Source organism: Ornithinicoccus halotolerans (genome assembly GCF_009602535.1).
Lineage (GTDB): Bacteria > Actinomycetota > Actinomycetes > Actinomycetales > Dermatophilaceae > Ornithinicoccus > Ornithinicoccus halotolerans.
In genome coordinates this window covers 17,280-37,435 of the sequence record NZ_WIQI01000022.1, presented here as the reverse complement: position 1 = coordinate 37,435, position 20,156 = coordinate 17,280, and the positions used below count along the sequence as shown (strand labels likewise).

Here is a 20,156-nt window from a genome sequence, read left to right as displayed (position 1 = left end):
CCACCGCGCGGGAGGAGACGCCCTCGGCGCGCAGCGCCCGCACCATGCCCGGTGCGGCGGCGGCGTCGGCCAGCTGCACGGCCGCGACCGCGCCCATGCCGGAGCGCACCTCGGTCACCCGGTCGTGGTCGGCCAGCGGCTGCAGCACCCGGTCCAGGGTCGCCTCCAGCCGCGCGGCCTCGGCGAGCAGCTCCTCCCGCTCCAGCAGCTCCAGGTTGGCCAGCGCCACCGCGGCCGCGGTCGCGTGCCCGGAGTAGGTGTAGCCGTGCCGCCACCACACGCCGGCGTCGGGACGGAAGAACGGCTCCCACACCCGCGGGGCGACCAGGACCGCGCCCATCGGCACGTAGCCGGAGGTGAGCCCCTTGGCGGTGGTGACCAGGTCCGGCTCCAGCCCGTAGCGGCTGCTGGCGAACCAGCTGCCCCCGATCCGGCCGTAGCCGGTGATCACCTCGTCGGCGACGAACAGGATGTCGTGCTCGGTGCACAGCTTGCGCACCTCGGTCAGGTACCCCTCCGGGGGCAGGTACACCCCGCCGGCCCCCACCACCGGCTCGCAGAAGAACGCCGCGACCCGCTCGGGCCCCACCCGCTCGACCGTGGCGCGCAGCTCCTCGGCGCTGTCCCACGGCACCGTCTCGGTGTCCGGCACCAGCGGGCTGGAGTAGCCCTCCTTGTTGCCGGCGATGCCGCCGATCGCGGTCCCGGCGTAGTGCGAGCCGTGGTAGGCCTGGCTGCGCCCGACGACGACGGTCTTCTCCGGCCGGCCCATCTCGCTCCAGTAGCGACGGGCCAGCTTGGCCGCCGTGTCCACCGAGTCCGAGCCGCCGGAGGTGAGGAAGACCTTGCTGCCGGGCACGGGTGCGATCGACTCCAGCCGGTCGGCCAGCCGGAGGGTGACCTCGGTCGTGGTGTCCCCGAAGCTGCTGTGCGCCGCGATGGTGCGCATCTGCGCGGCGGCGGCCTCGGCCAGCTCTTCCCGGCCGTGCCCGACGTTGACGAACCAGAGGCCGGCGGTGCTGTCCAGGTAGCGGCGGCCCTCGGTGTCCCACACGTAGCAGCCTTCCCCCCGGGTCAGCACGAACTCACCGTCGCGCTCGACGGCCCCCATGTCCGAGAACGGGTGCCAGAACGTCCCCATGCCTGCTCTCCTCGCTGTGACGGCTGTCGCGGCTGCCGGGGGGTGCCCCGCGCCTCGGTCGTGCCCTGCCTTCGGCTCCGACACTACCGGGGTGGGGTTGTCCGCCCGCGCCGGCCGGGGGAGGCTAAGGCCATGTGCCGCAACATCCGCACCCTGCACAACTTCGACCCGCCGGCGACGCGGCAGGAGGTGCACGCCGCCGCGCTGCAGTACGTCCGCAAGGTAGCCGGCTCCAGCAAGCCGTCGAAGGCCAACGAGGAGGCCTACGCCGCGGCGGTCGCCAAGGTCGCGGCCGCCACCGAGGAGCTGCTCGACTCGCTGGTGACCAGCGCCCCGCCCAAGGACCGGGAGGTCGAGGCGGCCCGGGCGCGGGCCCGCGCGCAGGCGCGCTATGCCGGCTGACCCGCCCCCGGGAGCGGCCCCGCGGGGCCGCCACCGGCTGCGTCACCTCGCGAACTGGATGAACGGCAGCACCGTGCTGGGGCTCCTGCTGGCCCGCGCCGGCGGGGCGCGGCTGCGGCGCGGGCCGTGGCTGCTGTCCCTGGCGGAGGGGTACCGCTGGCCGTTCCCGACCGGCAGCGCCTTCACGGTGGGGGACGTGGTGGTCAGCCGCTACCAGGTGGCGGCGCTGCAGCAGCGGCTCCCGGGGCTGCTGGTCCACGAGGAGGTGCACGCCCGGCAGTGGGCCTGCTGCCTGGGGCTGCCGTTCCTGCCGCTGTACCTGGCCAGCATGGCGTGGTCCTGGCTGCGCACCGGGGACCGGGCGGCTCGCAGCGTCTTCGAGCGGCACGCGGGCCTGGCCGCGGGCGGCTACCGGGAGCTGCCGGTGCGCCGCTGGCGGGACGGGCTGGCCGCGCTCCTGGGCCGCGCCCCGCGCCCCCGGCAGTCGGCAGCGTGACCAGCGCAGAGCTCCCGCGTGGCGTCGGCACACCCCCCGGCTACACCTGGCACTGCCGGCAGCGTTGGGTCGCCGAGGACCCCGCGCAGAAGCGGATCGACCGGGACGACTTCGCCCGCGACCGCGCGCGGGTCGTGCACTCGGCGGGGCTGCGGCGGCTCTCCTCGACCACGCAGGTGGTGCAGCCGGACTCCGACGACTTCGTCCGCAACCGGCTGACCCACTCCCTCGAGGTGGCCCAGATCGGGCGGGAGTTCGGTGCCGTGCTGGGCTGTGACGCCGACGTGGTCGACACCGCGTGTCTGGCGCACGACCTGGGGCACCCGCCGTTCGGCCACCACGGCGAGGCGGTGCTGGATGAGCTGGCTGCCGGCGTCGGCGGGTTCGAGGGCAACGCCCAGACGCTGCGGGTGCTGACCCGGCTGGAGGCCAAGCGCTCCCACCCCGACGGGCGCCCGGCCGGGCTCAACCTGACCCGCGCCAGCGTCGACGCCTCGATCAAGTACCCGTGGGCCCGGGACGAGGGGCCGGCGCCCTCGGCGAAGTTCGGCCACTACCCCGACGACGGCGAGGCGTTCGCGTGGGCCCGGGACGGCGCGCCCCCCGGCCAGCCGCACCGGCGCTGCCTGGAGGCCCAGGTCATGGACTGGTCCGACGACGTCGCCTACTGCGTGCACGACATCGAGGACGCGATCGCCTCCGGGCGGATCGACCCGGCGCTGCTCGGCTCCCGCACCGTCCGCCGGGAGGTGGTCCAGCTCGCCCACGACTGGTACGCCAGCGACCTGCCCGAGGAGCTGCTCACCGAGGCGCTGCAGCGGCTGCTGGACACCGGCTGGATCCCCGACCGGCACGACGGGTCACGGCGCTCGCTGGCGGTGCTGAAGGACATGACCTCCCGGCTGATCGGCCGGTTCGTCACCGCCGTAGAGGCCGCCACCCGGGCCGAGCACGGGGAAGGGGTGCTCACCCGGTACGCCGCCGACCTGGTGGTGCCCGACACCGCCCGGGCGGAGACGGCGGTGCTCAAAGCGACGGTGGCGCGGTTCGTCATGCTCAGCGACGAGCGACGCCGGGTGATGGACTGGCAGCGCACCGTCGTGGCCGACCTGTTCGAGCACTACCTGCGGCACCCGGAGGCGATGGACCCGATGCACGCCCAGGACCGGGCCGAGGGGGAGCAGGCCGGCGACGAGCAGGGCGCGGTCCGCGCCGTCGTCGACCAGGTCGCCAGCCTCTCCGACGCCCGCGCCCGGGCGCTGCACCAGCGGCTGGCCAGGAGGGCGAGCGGCTGACCATCGAGCAGGCGACCGCCACCCCGACTCGCCGACACCAGCACGACCACCAGGAGGAACTCATGGCCCGGATGCGACTGGACGACCTGGACCTGCCCGTCATCGGAGCCCCGATGGCCGGTGGGACCACCACCCCGCAGCTGGTGGCCGCCGTCTCAGCCGCCGGTGGGCTGGGGATGCTAGCGGCCGGCTACCAGCCGCCGGAGGCGCTGGCCGCCGACGTGCTGGCGGTCAAGGAGCTGACGACGCGGCCGTTCGGGGTGAACCTGTTCGTGCTCGAGCAGCTGGACCGCACCGTGCTGGAGCCGCAGGTCGCCGCCTACCGGGACTCGCTGGCGGGGGAGGCCGAGCGGCTCGGCGCGCCGCTGCCGCAGCCGAGCTGGTACGGCACCGACCACCTGGAGGACAAGCTGGCGCTGCTGGCGGCCGAGCCGGTCGCGGTGGTGTCGTTCACCTTCGGCTGCCCCGAGCCCGCGGCGGTGCAGCGGTTGCAGGAGGCCGGGAGCACCGTGCTGGTCACCGCGACCGACGCCGCGGAGGCCCGGGCGGCGGCCGGCTGCGGCGCCGACGCGATCGTGCTGCAGGGCCACGAGGCCGGCGCTCACCGCGGTACCCACCTCGTGGCAGCCACCCCGAACCGGTACGACCACCTGGCGCTGCTACAGGAGGTCGCCCCGCAGACCGACCTGCCGCTCGTCGCCGCCGGGGGCGTCACCACCGCGGGGGACACCCGGCGGGCGCAGGAGGCCGGCGCGGTCGCGGTCCAGGTGGGCACCGCGCTGCTGCTGTCGCCGGAGTCGGGCGCCGGAGCCACCTACCGGGCGGCGCTGCGCGACGACACGTTGACCGAGACGGTGGTGACGCGGGCGTTCACGGGGCGCCCGGCCCGGGCGCTGCGCAACCGGTTCGTGGCCGAGCGGGACGGCACCGCGCCGTCGGCGTTCCCGCAGGTGGACCAGGTGACCAAGCCGCTGCGGCGCGCCGCGGCACAGGCCGGTGACGTGGGCAGCACCCACCTGTGGGCCGGGATCGGCTGGCGGGCCGCGCAGGAGCGGCCCGCGGCCGAGATCGTGGCCGACCTCGCCCCGTAGCCGGCGCGGGCAGGCGGTCCCCGGCGCGCCGGCGGGGACTCAGGAGGGCTGGGGTGGCGCCGGCTCGCCCTCGGCCTCGTCCCGCTCGGCCCACTCCAGCAGCGGAGCCAGGTCGAAGACCGCGTCGTCGATCCCGGCGTGCAGCTCGCCGAGCTGCGCGTAGCGGCCCGGCACCGTGGCGAGGGTGAAGTCGCGGGGGTCGCAGTCGGGGACCTCCTCCCAGCGCACCGGCGCCGAGACCCGGGCGTCCGGGGTGCCGCGCACCGAGTAGGCGCAGGCGATGGTGTGGTCGCGGGCGTTCTGGTTGTAGTCCACGAACACCGCCGCCGGGTCCCGGTCCTTGCGCCACCAGGCCGTCGTGGCGTCCTGCGGGCAGCGGCGCTCCACCTCCCGGGCGAACGCCAGCGCCGCCCGGCGCACGTCGTCGAAGCCGTGCTCGGGCCGGACCCGCACGTAGACGTGCATGCCGTCGCCGCCGGTGGTCTTGGGGAAGCCGGTGGCCCCGACCTCGGCGAGCACCTCCTGCACCACCCCGGCGACCCGCCGCACGGTGGCGAAGTCGCACGCGTCGCCGGGGTCGAGGTCGATGCGCCACTCGTCGGGCCGCTCGACGTGCCCGCGGCGGCTGTTCCACGGGTGGAACTCCACGGTGGACATCTGCACCGCCCAGATCACGCTGCCCAGCTCGGTGACGCACAGCTCGTCGGCGGTCCGGTTGTACCGCGGGAAGGTGACCCGGACCGTCTCCACCCACTCCGGCGCGCCGCGCGGCAACCGCTTCTGGTGGACCTTCTCGCCGGTGACTCCCTCGGGGAACCGGTGCAGCATGCACGGGCGCTCCCGCAGCGCCCGCACGACGCCGTCCCCGACCGCCAGGTAGTAGCGGGCCAGGTCCAGCTTGGTGTGCCCGGCCTCGGGGAAGTACACCCGCTCCGGGTGGGAGATCCGCACCGTGCGCGGACCGACCTCGAGCTCGACCGGGGAGCCACCCTCGCCGCTGGCCATGCCGCTACTCCACCACAGGCAGCGCCGCCTCGGGCTCAGGCGCGGCCGGGGGAGCGGCGTCCTGCGGCCCCGCCGCCGGTGCCCGCCGGGGGAGGAGCAGCGCCAGCCCGAGGACCACGGCCGCGAGCACGGCGGTCACCGCGAACCCCCACCGGGCGCCGTCGGCCAGCGGGGCCGCCGAGGCGGTGCCGGACTGCTCGACCGCGACCGCCCGAGCCGCCATGACCGCGACGACCAGCGCCGTTCCGGCCGCGGCCGCGACCTGCTGCACCGTGCCCAGCAGCGCGCTGCCGTGCGGGTAGAGGTGGGACGGGAGCGCGCTCAGGCTGCTGGTGAACACCGGCGTGAACACGAACGCCAATGACACCGAGACCAGCACGTGCAGGCCGAGGAAGGCCCACCAGGGCGCCGCGGTGGCGGCCACCGCGATCAGCGTCAGCGCCGCCAGGACGCCGAGCGCACCAGGTACGACCAGCACCCGGGCGCCCAGCCGGTCGTAGAGCCGCCCGACGGTCGGGCCGAGCAGGCCCATCGCCAGCCCGCCGGGCATGAGCAGCATGCCGGTCTGCAGCGCCGACAGGTCGCGGACCTGCTGCAGGAAGATCGGCAGCAGGATCATCGCGCCCATGAGCGACATGAACGACAGCGACATCAGCGTCATGCCGACCAGGTAGGTGCGCACGCCCAGCACCCGCAGGTCGAGCAGCGGCCCGGTGCCGCGCTGCAGTGCCCGCTGCCGCAGCGCGAACAGCGCCACGCCCACGAGCCCGACCACCAGGGCCGCCACCGGCGGCACCGGCCCCTCGGCGGCCTCGCCGCCGAGCTGGCTCAGCCCGTAGACCAGCGCGCCGAAGCCGACCGCGGTCAGCGCCACGCTCAGCAGGTCCAGCCGGCCCGGGCGGGTCTGCTGGTACTCGCGGCCGGTCAGCAGCCGGGTGCCCCACAGCGAGACCAGCAGCGCGACCGGCAGCACCAGCCCGAAGAGCCAACGCCACGACGCCGCCTGCAGGATCAGTCCCGAGACAGCCGGACCCAGCGCGGGTGCGACCGAGATGGCCAGCGTCACGTTGCCCATGACCCGGCCCCGCTCGCCCTCGGGCACCAGCGACAGCAGCGTGGTCATCAGCAGCGGCAGCATCACCGCCGTGCCGGCCGCCTGGACGACGCGCCCGGCCAGCAGCACCTCGAAGGTCGGCGCCAGCCCGGACAGGGTGGTGCCCAGGGAGAAGGTCGCCATGGCGGCCACGAAGGCATTGCGGGTGCCCACCCGCTGCAGGAACCACCCGCTCACCGGGATGACCACGGCCATGGTGAGCATGAAGGCCGTCGACAGCCACTGCGCGGCGCGGGCCGACACTGCCAGCACGTCCATGAGCAGCGGGATCGCGTTGACCATGATGGTCTCGTTGAGGACCACCACGAAGGTGGCGAAGGTGAGCACCCGCACCACCACTCGGTAGTCGCGGGCCGCGGGCGCCGCTGTGCCGCTCGCCGCCACCGCGGTCCGTCCCTGTTCCATCTGCTCCTGCCTTCCTGCTGTGCTGTCGGTCCTGCTGTGCTGGTCGAGCTGTCTCCGGCGTCCGGTGGCCCCGCGCGCACCCAGTGTCACCGGGGCCGCCGACACCGCCCGGCCCCCTGCTTGGACCCGCGGTCCCGGCCGGACTCATCGGTGCGGCGCAGCACCAGGACCGCACCGTCCCGGGCCGGCGGTGGGTTGAACGCTCGGGCCGGCAGCCGCATGCCCACCGTTGCGGTGAAGCCGCGCGGCGGCGCGGCCGCGTAGCGGCGGGCCTGCCAGCCGGGCAGCACCAGGTCGGCCCGGACCAGCCGGCTGCGCCGCCCGGTCAGCCGGCTGACAAGCTGGGCAGACACTGCGTAGGGCGGGTTGGCCACGACCCGGAACGGCCGTCCCGGCAGCGGCACGGCCAGCAGATCCTCCTCCAGTACCGTGGCCGCGACCGGACCGGGTCGGCCCGCCAGCCGCTGCCGCAGCCGGTGGGCCCGCCCGGGGTGCAGCTCCACGGCCACCACGCGGGCGCCGCGCTCCCGCAGCGGGACGGTCAGTGCACCGAGGCCCGCGCCCAGGTCGAGGACCAGGTCGCCGTCAGCGGCGCCCGAGGCACGGACGACCCTCCGGGCCCAGCCCGGCGCCAGGGCGTGCCATCCCCAGCGGCGCGTGCCCCCTGCCGCGGACACGGCGCACCATCACGAACGTCACCATGGACCGGGACGGTAGCCGCGCGGGGTGACGCCGCTCAACGGGTTTTCCGCGGGGCTGGGGACGGCCCCCTCCCGGTGGCCGGCCCGCACGTAGACTCCCGGGCGAGGAAGGAGGGTGCCGTGGCCGGCCTGATCAGGTCCGAGGACGTCCAGGAGGTCAAGGAGCGCAGCTCCCTGGAGGACGTGGTGCGCGAGCACGTCACGCTGCGCCCGGCCGGGACCGGCTCCCTCAAGGGACTGTGCCCGTTCCACGACGAGCGGACCCCCTCCTTCAACGTGCGCCCGGCCGTCGGCGCCTGGCACTGCTTCGGGTGCGACGAGGGCGGCGACGTCATCTCCTTCGTCATGAAGGTGGACCACCTGTCCTTCACCGAGGCGGTCGAGCGGCTGGCGGCCCGGGTCGGCATGGAGCTGCGGTACGAGGAGGGCAGCGGCCAGGGCGGGCGGGACCGCGAGGGCGGCCTGGGCCGCCGGGCGCGGTTGGTGGAGGCCCACCGGGTGGCCGCCGAGTACTACCACCGGGCGCTGCTGGAGTCGGCCGAGGGCCGGCACGGGCGGGACTTCCTGCGCGGGAAGGGCTTCGACGCCGCGGCGGCGCAGCAGTTCGAGGTGGGCTACTCGCCCCGCTCCGGGGACGCGCTGGTCCACCAGCTCCGGGAGAAGGGCTTTACCGACGACGAGCTGCTCACCGCGGGCCTGGCCGGCCGGAGCAGCCGGGGGCTGTACGACCGGTTCCGGGGCCGGGTGATGTGGCCGATCCGCGACATCACCGGTGACACCGTGGGCTTCGGCGCGCGCCGGCTGTTCGACGACGACCGCGTCCAGGCCAAGTACCTCAACACCTCCGAGACGCCGGTCTACAAGAAGACCTCGGTGCTCTACGGCCTGGACCTGGCCAAGAAGGCGATGGCCAGCACCCGCCGTGCGGTCGTCGTGGAGGGCTACACCGACGTGATGGCCTGCCACCTGGCCGGGGTGGAGAACGCGGTCGCGACCTGTGGCACCGCCTTCGGGCCGGACCACATCACCACGCTGCGCCGCATCCTGCGCGACGAGGCCGGCGGCAGGCCCGCCCGGGTGATCTTCACCTTCGACGGGGACGAGGCCGGGCAGAAGGCCGCGATGCGGGCCTTCGAGCAGGACCAGCGGTGGGCCTCGCAGTGCTTCGTGGCGGTGGCGCCGGCCGGGCAGGACCCGAACGAGCTGCGGCAGTCGGCCGGCGACGCCGCGGTGCTGGAGCTCATCGACTCCGCGGTGCCGATGTTCGAGTTCGCGGTGCGCACCACCATCCGGCCGTTCGAGCTCTCCCGGGCCGAGGAACGGGTGCAGGCGATGCGCGCGGTCGCGCCCATCATCGCCGGCATCCGGGACTCCTCGCTGCGGCCGGAGTACACCCGTACCGTCGCCGGGTGGCTGGGCGTGGACGTCGAGCAGCTGGGCCAGGAGGTGCGCCGCGCGGCGTCCCGGCCGCGTGCCGAGCACCGGCAGCAGGGTGTCCGTGCGGGGGCCGACGCGGCGGGACCGCCAGCGGGGGCCGGACCCGAGCCGGCCCCGCTGCCCCCGCCGGACCTGCGCGACCCGGTGGTGCAGGCGGAACGGCAGCTGCTGCAGGTGGCGCTGCAGTACCCCTCGATGCTGCCGGGGGAGGACGTCGTGGCGATCGCGCCGCAGGGGCTGCGGGCTCCGGTGCACCGGGCGCTGTGGCAGGCGGTGCGGCAGGCCGGCGCGGCGGGCTCGAACGGCAGCCACCGGTCCTGGACCGAGTCGGTGGCCCAGCACAGCCCGGAGCCGGCCCGACGCTGGGTGCACGAGCTGGCGGTCGCCAATTTGCCGGTGACGCTGGAGCGGGAGACCGGCCGGCCGCCCCGCCGCTACGTGGAGTCGCTGGTGGTGCGGGTGCTGGAGACCGGGCTGAGCCAGCGCATCGCCGACGCGATGAGCGCGCTGCGCCGCTGCGGCGCGGAGGACCCGGAGGCGCGGCGGCTGAGCGAGGAGCTGACCGCGCTGCACCGCGAGCGGGCCCGGCTGCGGGCCAGGACGGAGTGAGCCAGTGAGTCCCGCATGGCGCAGGAGGCGTAGCCGCAGCGCGCCGGAGGGTCGCGGTGAACCCCCGGCCCCGGGGGTGCCCGAGGTCCCCGACCCGGTGTCCCGGGCGGCGGCGCTGGAGCGCGGCCAGAAGGTGCTCGCCGGGGCCCAGGACGACCACACCGGGCACTGGGTGCTGGTCACGCCGTGGCGGCTGGTCGTCGTGGACCCGGCGGCCTTCGGGGAGTCGGCCCGGGTCGTGGACCGGCCCTGGCGGGACGTGGACGCCGGCGGGTGGGATCCCCACACCGGGACGCTGACGGTCAGCTGGGTCGGTCAGGGCGCCGCGCTGGCCTGGCGGTTGTGGAGCCGGACCGGCCCCGGCCGGGTGCCCGAGGCGTTCCGGGAGCGGGTGCAAGCCAGCGTGGTGCTGACTCGTAGCGTCGACCTCGGCAGCGGGCGCCGGGTGCGCGTCGTGATCCGCAAGGACCTGCGCACCCGGGAGCTGCACGAGCAGGTGCTGCTGGGCGCCACCACCAGGGGGGACGACCCCGCGCTGGCGCGGGCCGTCGCCGAGGTGCGCCGCGAGCTGCGCGACCAGGTCGGGCTGCCGCCGGAGCTGCCCAGCGCCGGGTCCGCCGATTCGTGAGTGGCCTCGGCGGTTTGGTATCGTCACCTCGCCGCGCTTGTCGCGGCCAGTCCCCTGTAGCTCAATTGGCAGAGCAGCCGGCTGTTAACCGGCAGGTTACTGGTTCGAATCCAGTCGGGGGAGCAGCAAGGTCCCTGGGTCATCGACCCGGGGACCTTTTCCGTGGTCGGTTCTGTCTCCGTGGTGAGACAGCCGGCGAGCGGTCCAAGCGTCCGGGGAGCAACTGGCCGTATCCCCGCTGTGTGAGGCACTCACACCATCGACCCCTGGACGTGGAGGTTTCTCATGTCGCGCACCGCTCGCCGCCTGCTCGCCGTCACCGCAGGCACGCTGCTCGCCGCCCCGCTCGTCCCCGGCCCGCTCCACGCCGCGCCCGACCACGCAGGCAAGACGATCACTACGGAGCTGAGGGGGGCCGCGGAGGTGCCCGGCCCGGGTGACCCGGACGGGACGGGGACGGCCACCGTGCACCTCAATCCCGGCCTGCAGCGGGTCTGCTACACGCTCGAAGTGACCGACGTCGAGCAGGTCACCGCCGCACACATCCATGTGGGTGACCCGACCGTGGCCGGTCCGGTCGTCGTCCCGCTGGACGCGCCCACGGACGGGATGTCGAGCGGGTGCGCCGACGCGGACCGCGCCCTGCTGGTGGACATCGTGAGCAACCCGGATGAGTACTACGTGAACGTGCACTCGGTGGCGTTCCCGGCCGGAGCGGTGCGGGGTCAGCTGGGCTGACCTGCTGTGCAAAACTTGGTCCCCGCACGGGGCCAGTAGCTCAGCCGGTCAGAGCAGCGGACTCATAATCCGTCGGTCGCGGGTTCAAGCCCCGCCTGGCCCACCGCGTTGTCGCAGGTCAGTCGCTTGTGGCTGGTCTGGACGGCTTCCAGCCGCCTGGGCTTGCTAACGGATTGCTAACGCCAGCGCGGGGTCGTGTCGCTGCGCGCGGCGCTGTGCGGCCACGGCGGTCGGCGTTGCCGCTCAGGCGCCCCAGACGGCGGTGGTGAACACGTCCAGCACCCGGGTGTGGTCCTCGGGGATGTGGTGGGCGTAGACGTTCAGGGTCACGCTGGCGTCCTTGTGGCCCAGTCGGGCGCTGACGACGTGGACCGGCACGCCCTGGCCCAGCAGGATGCTGGCGTGGGTGTGGCGCAGCTCGTGCAGCGTGATCCGTGGCAGGTCCGCCCCTGCCTGGGCGCGCACGAACCGCCTGGTGGCGTAGTCGCCCGGCACCGGGGAGCCGTTCTCCCACGTGAACACCAGGTTGTCCGGGTTCGCGTAGGCGTCGCCCCACTGCCGCTGCTCGGCCGACTGCTGCGTGCGCCAGGCCTGCAGCGCGGCGGCGACGTGGGTGTCGACCGCCACCGTGCGCCGTTCGTGGTTCTTTGGCCGGGAGTAGTGAAGCTCCCGGCCGATCTGGGTGACGGAGCGTTCGACGGAGACGACGCCGGCGTCGAGGTCGATGTCGCCCCACCGCAGGGTGAGGAGCTCGCCGCGGCGCATGCCGGTTCCGGCTGCGAGGACCCACAGCGGCGCGAACCGGTCACCGGTGGCGGTGACGTGGGCGATGAAGGCGCGCAGCTGCTCAGGGGTCCAGACCTTGTGCTGCGGCTTGATGGCCCGGGGGCGTTTGGTGCCGACGACGGGGTTGACTTCCAGCAGCCGGTCGAGGACGGCGTCGTCGAGGGCCTTGCGCAGGATGGCTCGGGCGAACTCGACGGTGCGTGGGGACAGTGGGGCGCCGTCCTTGCCGCCGGTCTCATAGAGCTGGCGGAAGGTCAGCGACAGCCGCGAGGGCGAGAGGACCTGGAGGCGTTCGTGCCCGAGCTGGGATTTGAGGTAGCGCTCGATGTTGCCCCGGTAGGAGTTCGCCGTGGAGGGCTTCAGGGAGACCGCGTGGGTCTCGATCCAGGTGTCCAGCCACTGGCCGACGGTCAAGTCCTGCGGGGTGACGTAGGTGCCGCGGTGGCTGGCGTGCCGGGCGGCATCCCGGGCCTTCTTGGCCGCGGTGCGGGTGGGGAACCCGCCGACCCACCGGGGCCGGGTGGTGCCGGTGGCCGGGTCGGGTTCGCGGATGACGTAGGACCAGGTTCTCCCGCGTTGGATGATGCCGTCACGCATCCGGCGCTGACCCATGACGTGCCTCCTTCCCCCGCGGTTCGGCAACCTAGCCCCGCGACGTCTGGCTCGACAGGGCCCCTGCTCGGCCCTGTGGACACTTCGCGGTCTGGTGCCTCAGTGGTGGATGCCCTCGCCGGGACTCGCGTCGGTGCCGCCCATGCCGGTGGTCGGGGTGGTGGCGCCGAGCAGGGCCAGCAGCTTGGGGACGGGCACGACCAGGCGCCGGCCCAGGCGCAGGGTGGGCAGGGTGCCGGTGGTGGCGGCGCGGTAGGCCGCGTCGCGGCCGATGCCGAGCAGCCGTGCGGCCTCGGGCACGGTGCAGGTCAGCCGCTCCTCGATCCTTGGGGGCTGGGTGCTCATGGTTCCTCCTGATGCCTGGCCACGGTCGGCGACCGGCCGTAGTCGTGGTCGGGACGAGTTCGTCCTGCCAACCCCTAAGTCGTCCGGTGTGCTGCTGGCCCTCACGCCAAAGCCGAGGACCCGCTCCTGGACCGCGGGGTGGGGGCTCGGGCTGGGAGGGGAACGTTGCGCCGCTGAGGTCAGCGAGGGAGACGCGGGGGAATGCTGGCCTGGTGTGTGGTCAGCGGCGGAGCCGGCCGGCCAGCGCGCGGGCCAGCTGGCCGGCGGCCTCGGGTACCCCGGACCGGCGGGGGTCCCACAGCTGTCCCGAGCCGGCCAGGCCGGTCAGCTCGCGCAGCACCCGGCGGCAGGCCGCGGGGGAGGCCAGCACGGCGGTCACGTGGTCAACCAGGCTCAACTGCGGTGCGGGTTCGCTTTCGCGGATGACGCGGACAGCGACGGCCCCGTTGGCCGCGGCCCGGCGTTCCTCATACGCCGCGCGGCGGCACTTCTGAGAGCACCAGCGGGCCGGCCGGCCGCGGCTGGACTGCAGCACCGGCGCGCCGCACCGCAGGCACTCCGTGATGCTCACAGTGACCAGCCTAGACATTTCGTACGGACGAAAAGCAGGCCGACAATGCAAGAGGTGTGTGGCGCCGTCAGGCGTCAACTACTCCGTTGCGAGCAGTTGAGAACGCACCCCACCCCGCTCCGCGCAACCACACGTAACCAGCGAGGATGCTTGGTGTAGGGCTCCGGCCCAACCACACCCCGTCGATGCCTTCGGCATCGACGTCGACATCGGGGAGCGATTCCTCTAACGAGCGGATGATCGCGAACCCTTCGGTGAGCTCAACCCACATCCAGAGGTGCTTGGCCGTCGCATCACTGACTGCGAGAAGTTTCTCCACATCGGAGGCGTGGTGTCGGGGGTCGCGAAGCTGTTCATGGATGACGCCCACCGGGAAGTTCCGATCAATAGGACGGGTAGTTCCGAAGCCGCGAGCAACATGAACCTCGCCACCATACTCGTCGAGCAGCGCTTGTGATGCATCGGTGACGCTGCTCACCTCTATAACGCCCATAAGATTCAAGGCACGTGACGCTTCATACCACGCTGGGCGGAGAATGCTAGGAGCAAGCGCGTGCTCTTGCCATGCCCTCGTGTCGAGTCGCGTGAGCCCGAGGGCTTGAAGTCGAGGCAGCTGGGCCCGGATCGTCGCAATGACATCGCCCGCCTCCGCATCCCCGTCGTGAAGCGCCACCCAACAACCGCTCAGGCCTGCGACCTTGACGCGTCCTTCGGGCGCCTCTCGCTCCCAGCGGATGTCTCGGCCGACGCGCTCACCGTCGGCAAGTGTTGTCACCTCGAGCGCGATTTTGTGAATTCCGCCCTCGATATAGAAATCATGCATTGCAGGTGCGCTGCCGTCATCCCACTTTCGGGGCTTCACTGCGCTACCCAAGACAGCAGTAAGATGCTCGGCGACCGCGTTCGCGGCCGCGTTCTCTCGAAAATCCCTGGGTGTGACCAACGCATCCCTACTCTCTGGCCGCTGGGCTTGCTGCACCCCTCCAACCTACAGGTGTCACCCGCCTCGTCGCGGGCGGTCTTCCTGACCGACCTGCCGGAGGATGTTGAGCCTCAGGCGTCCCTTGCACCAGGTATTTGCCCGCAGCCAGTACATCTTCACGGGGTTTAGCACAATAGCGTGCACCTGGTGCTGCCCACGGCTCGAGGGGAAAGAGTTGGTCCGTCTGCGCTGGGCAGAGCCGCACCAGCACGCGGATTTCGGCACCGAGTCCATGATCTACGGCCCTCGTGATACCGCCGAGCTGGCACACATCCTGTCCGTTGTTGCGGAGAGCCTGTACGTCGCGCGCACTGAAGCGTGAGCAGCAACTCAAGACACGCGCGTCGCGGCATCTCCGGACATTGCGAGGGCTAGTTACGCGGCCCTCGAAGGCAGGGCGCATGTGGCCACATCCTTGAACATCAGTCGGCGTCGGCAGGATTCACAGTTCGTTAGGGAAGTTTACTCCGTGCAGCCGGCCACTTCCAAGGAGTACGCCACCATCCGCGGTCGGGGAACCACGCCAGGACGCCCTGGGAACTCATCAAACCGCCCACCCAGACGTGCGTGACCCCGCCAGGCAAATTGGGGACATCGTTAGGTACTCCCTGCCCACGGTCCTCAAGACAGAATTGTACCGCGTACTCAGTGCTCATCGTCGCCCAAATAAAAGCATGGCCCTCCGGAGTGGGATGAACCCTTAGCTTCTTGGCCACGTCGTCGTGGCGAGTTAGCATGCCTTCCACCCATGCGCCCCAGGGAGGGGCTGTCTGCATTGTCCGACCACCCAACACTGTTGAGATGGATCACACCTGAGTGCTCATCATCGATTGGGTGAGCAGCCGCAACCCCCAACTGTTCAAGTTGGCATGGAACTCTTCGTCGGGGCGGCGCGGCTAGCTCCCCCATCTCCCACCGCATCATGAGCCCCGGCAGCTCGGCGCGTAGCCGCTTGACGTTAGCGTCGTGCCCTATAAAGAGCAGCCATCGTCTCCCAAGACCGGGGACGTAGACCTTGTGCTCGATACGTCCCAGGGCGCTCCACTGTTTCAAGGTGATCGGATCGTAGTCGGCGACCACCTCGAGGCCGGCCGGGCCCCTTGGCAGCATGATCTGCGCATCAACCTGCGAGTCGGCCTTTCCGTCCTCGTACCGGGTGACGACACAACCCAATGCCTGTTTGATAACAAGGCGGGCGAAGCGTTCATCCGGTCGCTCATTCATCAGTATCTCCGATGTCAACCGCGGCTGTTGGCAGGAGTGGTGCTGCGGTGTGGTGGGTGTAGTGGTCGTGGTGCATAGCGTGGAACACGACGTCGGCCAGGCGCCGTTTCAGGACCCGAAGTGTGTCGGTTTGGCGTTGCGGTGTTGGTTGAGCCGTTCGCTCGGCCGGGGTAAGGCTCCGGATTTCGGGTAACCGCGATCCGGTGCAGGGCAGCGTTGAGCTGCCGGTTGCCGCTCCGGTTGAGGGGACGCCTGGCGTTGTTGCCGGTCCAGACAGGGATGCAGGCGGTGCCCGCCAGGTTGGCCAGCTGGTCGGAAGTGCGGAACCGGGTGATGCCGGCGACCTCGCCGACGAGCTTGGCCGCGGTCAACGGGCCGACGCCGGTCAGTCAGCGCCAACAGCGTCGGCACCAACGGGGGCACCGCAGCGGTGCTTCCTTCCCCAGCTGGTTGTTTCGCTTCGCGCCGGCGGCGATCCGCTCGATTAGCTCCCGGGGAAGATTGCGACGCTGCCGGGCTACTACTGTGGCCGACCGCAACCCCTGCCAACCGCTGGGCCATCAGCTTCGGCGGCACCAGCCCCACCTCCTCACGGATGGCGTCTCCTCTCATGCAGCAGACAAGGTCGGGTTTGCCGGCGGACACACCTCAGTCGAGGGAGCGACCACAAGTTCCTATCACGTCAGACCGGCCGACCCGACTGCTGACCATCGTGGACAGCTCGCATGCAAGCCACTCGGACAGGCACCACAGGAGTGTCCCCGACGGTCAGAGCCGGGCCTCCACCACTCCACCCGGAGACGCCAGCGTCTCACTGAGGCACCTTAGTTGATCATTCGAGGGCCGTAGGCGGCATGTCCTCTTCGGGGCAACCTAACCGTCACGCGGTCCGGAACGTCGGCCTGCAGGCTCATGACGCTCGACTTCCTTCACGGATTCTCCTGGGAGTGTGGTCCCGCGGGATACTTTCCCTTGGCTTCGAGGAGTGCGTCGAGGGCTTCTCGTCCGAGCACGAAATGGTCGTTGGCAAAGGTGAGACCGATCTTGACGCCAGTGGGGATAGCGATTATGGCGGCCTCGGCGTCGCACTGGCTCTTCCTGCAGACGCACTTGTATAGGCGTTCGTCCAGCGCGTAGGGTTCGTTCGGCGGATGGTCGCTGAGATGAGCCCAGATGCCAGCATAGAGCCCGCTGGGCGTCTCGCTGGGATCGAATACCTCGCTCAGTCCCTCAATCTCGTCTTGCGCGAGCCCAAGCAATTCTGCCTTTACTGAGTCGTCCAGGCTTTCGTCGGCAAGGACTCCTTGCACTTGGGCAGAATCCACACCACGCCGACGCCAACCCCGCCACTTGCGTTCCACTGCGCCAAACCCACGGCTTAGTTTGCGGGCGGCATCGACCGTGAGTTGTGCTCCGTCTCTCAGTGTTAGGGCTGCTCCGGTGCCAGCCAGGACCGTTTGCACCCAGGGCTCCAAGTCTTGCCATATCTGCAGGAGGTACTCCCAAGGGAGCCCATCTCCGTCACCGATTTGGGGAACCGTGGCCCATGCAATCCGCACGTACTGCAGCGTGTCTAGACGCCGTGGATATAGCTGCGTCAACTCAGCTACTCGGATCCTGTCCCAGGGCGTATTCCAACGGAGTTCGCCCGCCGGTGCGCAGATGGACGAGTATGGCAGCCACAGCACGTCGTCTGCCTGCCGGATAATCGGTCCAGCGGGGTATGGTTCATACCAGTCCGAAAGTTTGGGCCGTACAGCGTCCTCGTACATGGCCCATAAGTAACCAAGTGGGGCTCGCGAATCGACGTCGAATGCACGCCAATTGGGAGTCCAGTCCCCCGCCAGAGACAGCGCTTCATGAGTCGGCATGCCCTCAACGTGGCCCATCTGTACGCGCATCGACGTCATTACCCATGTATAGCGCAGCAGGTGACCCCGCGCTCGCCAGTTGGGGAGACCGCTGGCCTCGTCGTTGAGGGTTGAACTTTGGTCCGTCGCTCGGTCGCGAGCCCGCGCTGGGGGGCTTCCCCCGCAACGCCGCGCACGCTGCCACAACCGTCTGCGGCGGAGGGAGCGGCGATCAACGGGGGCTCATAGGCAAGCGTGTGCACCTCTCAGGAGACGGCTCGAGGGTTCGCATTCATCGGAGGCTGAAGACGTCCGACTCTCGGCAGATCCGTGAAAACGGACTGGGCTGGGTGTCGGGGCCTGCACAGGCGGAGGCACTCAGGGCCCAAGGCACTGCGTGGACGCCGGAGTCCGCTAGGCCCGCGGACCAGCCGGGCTTGCTAACGGTTTGCTACGCCGAGCCTCAGAACGTAGCGCAACGGGACCGTTCAGGAGCGGTTCAGTGGCTGGTCGCTGAGCGCGAATCGGCCCTAGGCAGACTCCTGCAACCCGTCGGCGTGGACTCATGAATCCGTCGGTCCAGGGTTTCAAGCCCCTGCTGGCCGACCTCGCGTTATCGCAGGTAGAGGGGCATCCGACTTAGGTCCGGGTGCCCCTCTCCTCTCCTCCCAGCGAGCGAACCCCTCCGAACCCCTCCTGCGGTGGGCCGGGCATACTCGCTCGTGTGGAGATCAACGAGTGGTGGGCCAACGACTCTGACCAGCGCTTCTGGATGGAGATCACGGATCGATCCGACGTCGGGAACAATCTGTATGCGCCGCAGACACAGCAGGGCGGTCAACCGTACTGGGGGTACGAACTCATAACGCGGGTGGCACCTGGGGACATCGTCCTACACTGGCACAAGTCACTGCACGACGAACCTGGTATCGCGGGGTGGTCGCGGGCGACTGGTGTCTACGAGTACACGACCATCAGCTGGCAGGCTCGCGGGACTGTCGGCCGCGCCAAGGGCTCAACAAATAGCCGACCTGCTTGGATGATGCCGCTGCAGGATTACACCCCTCTGACCGACCCGGTCACCATCAGCGAAGTCCGCGCAGCAGAGATAGCTCTGAGGCAGGTGAAGCAGGAGCTCGAAACGGTCTATCCGGGAAATCTGTACTTTCCGTTCCAGTTCAGCGACAAGCGCGAGTTGCGTGCCCAGCAGACCTACTTCGTGAAGATGCCACGCGAGGTGCTCGCTGTCTTCGACGCACTTGACCTCTTCGACGAGCATGCACCGGCGGCGGGCGGAGGGCGCGCAGCACCGCGACCTGTGAAGAAGACCCGCAGCGTCAAGAACGCGGGATACATGCTGGACGTCGCTACCCGGCGCGCTATCGAGCGGCGGGCCGTGGACCTCGCGGTCGAATGGTTGGTCAGCGAAGGTTATGCACCGGCGGACATCCAGGACGTAGGGACCACGCACTCGTATGACCTCGTTGCCACAAAGGGCGGCGTCGAGCTCCGCGTTGAGGTCAAGGGAACATCTGCGGACGGGGCGACCCACGTTGAGCTGACACACAACGAGGTGGCCAACTCACGAGACCACCAACCCACCGCCCTCTACGTCGCCGAAGGTGTGGAATACGAGCGGAACTCCGACGGATCGGTGACTGCTTTCGGAGGACATGGTCGCGTTCTCCAGACTTGGACCGCCCACGCTGCGGACCTCCTACCGATCCGGTTCCGTTACACCTTGCCTGACAAGGGCTGGCGGTCGTAGAAGGGCGAGCGGTAGTTTGTACGTGCAGCCCGGAGCTGCCGGCCCCATAGAGGGGGTCGTCCCATAGAGAGGAACCGCTATGAGTGGCTATACCGACGTCAAGATGAACGTCTGGTGGGACAAGAACCAGAACGCGATCCACGTCACCACGAACGACTCGCGCTTCACCGATGAACACGGCGAGAAGCCCGGATTGCGGGTGGTGTTCTCGGCGAACCCCAAGTCGGCCGACTACAACCCCAGCAACTTCAACCGCTGCGCGAGGGTCCTCAGGGACGAGGGTGTAGACGCGCCCGACGAGGTGCCCATCCACAGCCGAGTCTTGAAGCAGCGCCCCGGCGTGATCGCCGCGCTCGCAGCTCCCGAGAAGGTGGCCGTCCCGTCCCCGGGAGCCGCTGATCCCGCCGCCTTTGGGTGGACGTCGTGCCCTCACTGCCGCGCTGTCCTGGTGGACAAGCAGGGCCACACCTGCTGAGACCGATGGCTTGCACCGCCGCACTCATCGAGATGGTGCGGCGTTGTACGCCGGTTCGCCCCGGTGCTCCCCCTCGACCGTCCGCAAGGTGTTCGTCGCGCTCACTAAGGCCATGAAGTACGCCGTGCAGCACAAGCACGTCGCCCCGAACCCTGTACCGGGACGGTGCTCCCCCGGCTGGAGAAGTACGAGGCCCGGTTCCTAACCCCGGCTGAAGGTGGAGCGACTGGCCGGCGAGTTGGACTACTTCCACCCGTACGGGCTGATCGTCCGCTTCGCGGCGTACACCGGCCTCCGCGCTGGGGAGGTGGCAGGCCTCCTCATCAAAGACGTGAACCTGCTCTGCCGCGAGGTAGCCGTGGAGGTCACCCGGGAGCGCATCAACGGCGAGCGGGTCACCGGCACCCCAAGTCCGCCCGGTCCCGCCGCAAGGTGCCGCTGCTGGTTGACGCGCTCGTGGACGACTTGCGCGCTTACCTCA

The 20,156-nt window shown here is 70.8% G+C and carries 20 protein-coding genes and 2 tRNA genes; 12 read left to right on the top strand and 10 right to left on the bottom strand.

Translation table 11 applies throughout. The features are described 5' to 3' along the window. Nucleotides 1-1,141 (bottom strand): aminotransferase family protein (locus tag GFJ45_RS06515; RefSeq protein ID WP_153395373.1); only part of this gene is annotated, 1,141 nt, incomplete at its 3' end. Nucleotides 1,142-1,273: 132 nt separating this feature from the next. Between GFJ45_RS06515 and GFJ45_RS06510 the strand changes: the two genes are divergently transcribed. The 4 genes from GFJ45_RS06510 (at nt 1,274) to GFJ45_RS06495 (ending at nt 4,425) form a co-directional block, all read left to right on the top strand. Further along, nucleotides 1,274-1,543 (top strand): DUF2277 domain-containing protein, encoded by a 270-nt coding sequence (locus GFJ45_RS06510; protein WP_153395371.1) that lies wholly within the window; start codon nt 1,274-1,276, stop codon nt 1,541-1,543. A 58-nt stretch (nt 1,544-1,601) separates the two neighbouring features. Further along, a complete protein-coding gene (locus GFJ45_RS06505; protein ID WP_228386595.1) occupies nt 1,602-2,039 on the top strand; it encodes a hypothetical protein in 438 nt (145 codons plus the stop codon). After that, nucleotides 2,036-3,334, top strand: coding sequence for a deoxyguanosinetriphosphate triphosphohydrolase (locus GFJ45_RS06500; RefSeq protein ID WP_153395367.1), 1,299 nt, complete (start codon nt 2,036-2,038; stop codon nt 3,332-3,334). Before GFJ45_RS06505 ends, GFJ45_RS06500 begins: the two co-directional genes overlap by 4 nt. 62 nt (nt 3,335-3,396) lie before the next feature. Further along, nucleotides 3,397-4,425, top strand: coding sequence for an NAD(P)H-dependent flavin oxidoreductase (locus GFJ45_RS06495; protein ID WP_194288544.1), 1,029 nt, complete (start codon nt 3,397-3,399; stop codon nt 4,423-4,425). A gap of 39 nt (nt 4,426-4,464) precedes the next feature. Here GFJ45_RS06495 and ligD read toward each other — a convergent pair whose 3' ends face one another. From ligD to GFJ45_RS06480, 3 genes are all read right to left on the bottom strand, one after another. Next, nucleotides 4,465-5,430, bottom strand: a complete 966-nt coding sequence (gene ligD, locus GFJ45_RS06490) for a non-homologous end-joining DNA ligase (protein WP_153395365.1) — start codon at nt 5,428-5,430, stop codon at nt 4,465-4,467. A 4-nt stretch (nt 5,431-5,434) separates the two neighbouring features. Continuing rightward, nucleotides 5,435-6,949 carry a DHA2 family efflux MFS transporter permease subunit gene (locus GFJ45_RS06485; protein WP_153395362.1) on the bottom strand — a complete coding sequence of 505 codons (1,515 nt, stop codon included), beginning with the start codon at nt 6,947-6,949 and terminating at the stop codon, nt 5,435-5,437. A gap of 86 nt (nt 6,950-7,035) precedes the next feature. Continuing rightward, nucleotides 7,036-7,626: an rRNA adenine N-6-methyltransferase family protein gene (locus tag GFJ45_RS06480; protein WP_153395360.1), complete on the bottom strand. Its 591-nt coding sequence runs from the start codon at nt 7,624-7,626 to the stop codon at nt 7,036-7,038. Between the two features lie 144 nt (nt 7,627-7,770). Here GFJ45_RS06480 and dnaG point away from each other — a divergent pair, with 144 nt between their 5' ends. From dnaG to GFJ45_RS06455, 5 genes are all read left to right on the top strand, one after another. Beyond that, the gene (dnaG, locus tag GFJ45_RS06475) at nt 7,771-9,696 is read left to right on the top strand and encodes a DNA primase (protein WP_153395358.1); all 1,926 of its coding nucleotides are present in this window, start codon (nt 7,771-7,773) and stop codon (nt 9,694-9,696) included. 76 nt (nt 9,697-9,772) lie between these two features. Further along, complete coding sequence (locus tag GFJ45_RS06470) at nt 9,773-10,324, top strand: hypothetical protein (RefSeq protein ID WP_153395356.1); 552 nt, start codon at nt 9,773-9,775, stop codon at nt 10,322-10,324. A 50-nt stretch (nt 10,325-10,374) separates the two neighbouring features. Next, nucleotides 10,375-10,447, top strand: a tRNA-Asn gene (locus GFJ45_RS06465). Between the two features lie 162 nt (nt 10,448-10,609). Beyond that, nucleotides 10,610-11,062 carry a CHRD domain-containing protein gene (locus GFJ45_RS06460; RefSeq protein WP_153395353.1) on the top strand — a complete coding sequence of 151 codons (453 nt, stop codon included), beginning with the start codon at nt 10,610-10,612 and terminating at the stop codon, nt 11,060-11,062. Nucleotides 11,063-11,091: 29 nt separating this feature from the next. After that, nucleotides 11,092-11,165: transfer RNA gene (locus GFJ45_RS06455), tRNA-Ile, on the top strand. Nucleotides 11,166-11,305: 140 nt separating this feature from the next. Here the strand turns inward: GFJ45_RS06455 and GFJ45_RS06450 are convergent. The 4 genes from GFJ45_RS06450 to GFJ45_RS06435 all read right to left on the bottom strand — a co-directional run bounded on the left by GFJ45_RS06450 (nt 11,306) and on the right by GFJ45_RS06435 (nt 14,355). Continuing rightward, on the bottom strand, nt 11,306-12,460 hold the full coding sequence (locus GFJ45_RS06450) for a tyrosine-type recombinase/integrase (protein ID WP_153395351.1): 1,155 nt from the start codon (nt 12,458-12,460) through the stop codon (nt 11,306-11,308). A 99-nt stretch (nt 12,461-12,559) separates the two neighbouring features. After that, nucleotides 12,560-12,805: a helix-turn-helix domain-containing protein gene (locus tag GFJ45_RS06445; protein ID WP_153395349.1), complete on the bottom strand. Its 246-nt coding sequence runs from the start codon at nt 12,803-12,805 to the stop codon at nt 12,560-12,562. A 220-nt stretch (nt 12,806-13,025) separates the two neighbouring features. Beyond that, nucleotides 13,026-13,376, bottom strand: a complete 351-nt coding sequence (locus GFJ45_RS06440; protein WP_153395347.1) for a hypothetical protein — start codon at nt 13,374-13,376, stop codon at nt 13,026-13,028. A gap of 67 nt (nt 13,377-13,443) precedes the next feature. Beyond that, nucleotides 13,444-14,355 (bottom strand): hypothetical protein, encoded by a 912-nt coding sequence (locus GFJ45_RS06435; protein WP_153395345.1) that lies wholly within the window; start codon nt 14,353-14,355, stop codon nt 13,444-13,446. Nucleotides 14,356-14,419: 64 nt separating this feature from the next. Here GFJ45_RS06435 and GFJ45_RS17130 point away from each other — a divergent pair, with 64 nt between their 5' ends. After that, nucleotides 14,420-14,680 carry a luciferase domain-containing protein gene (locus GFJ45_RS17130; RefSeq protein WP_456093923.1) on the top strand — a complete coding sequence of 87 codons (261 nt, stop codon included), beginning with the start codon at nt 14,420-14,422 and terminating at the stop codon, nt 14,678-14,680. A gap of 916 nt (nt 14,681-15,596) precedes the next feature. Here the strand turns inward: GFJ45_RS17130 and GFJ45_RS17070 are convergent. Together GFJ45_RS17070 and GFJ45_RS06425 are read right to left on the bottom strand one after the other, a co-directional pair. Then, nucleotides 15,597-15,971: a transposase gene (locus GFJ45_RS17070; RefSeq protein ID WP_153395375.1), complete on the bottom strand. Its 375-nt coding sequence runs from the start codon at nt 15,969-15,971 to the stop codon at nt 15,597-15,599. Between the two features lie 540 nt (nt 15,972-16,511). Continuing rightward, nucleotides 16,512-16,892, bottom strand: a complete 381-nt coding sequence (locus GFJ45_RS06425) for a hypothetical protein (protein WP_153395343.1) — start codon at nt 16,890-16,892, stop codon at nt 16,512-16,514. Between the two features lie 1,264 nt (nt 16,893-18,156). Here GFJ45_RS06425 and GFJ45_RS06420 point away from each other — a divergent pair. Together GFJ45_RS06420 and GFJ45_RS06415 are read left to right on the top strand one after the other, a co-directional pair. Continuing rightward, nucleotides 18,157-19,200 carry a protein NO VEIN domain-containing protein gene (locus GFJ45_RS06420; RefSeq protein WP_153395341.1) on the top strand — a complete coding sequence of 348 codons (1,044 nt, stop codon included), beginning with the start codon at nt 18,157-18,159 and terminating at the stop codon, nt 19,198-19,200. A gap of 79 nt (nt 19,201-19,279) precedes the next feature. Beyond that, nucleotides 19,280-19,675: a hypothetical protein gene (locus tag GFJ45_RS06415; RefSeq protein ID WP_153395339.1), complete on the top strand. Its 396-nt coding sequence runs from the start codon at nt 19,280-19,282 to the stop codon at nt 19,673-19,675. Nucleotides 19,676-20,156 lie beyond the last annotated feature (481 nt).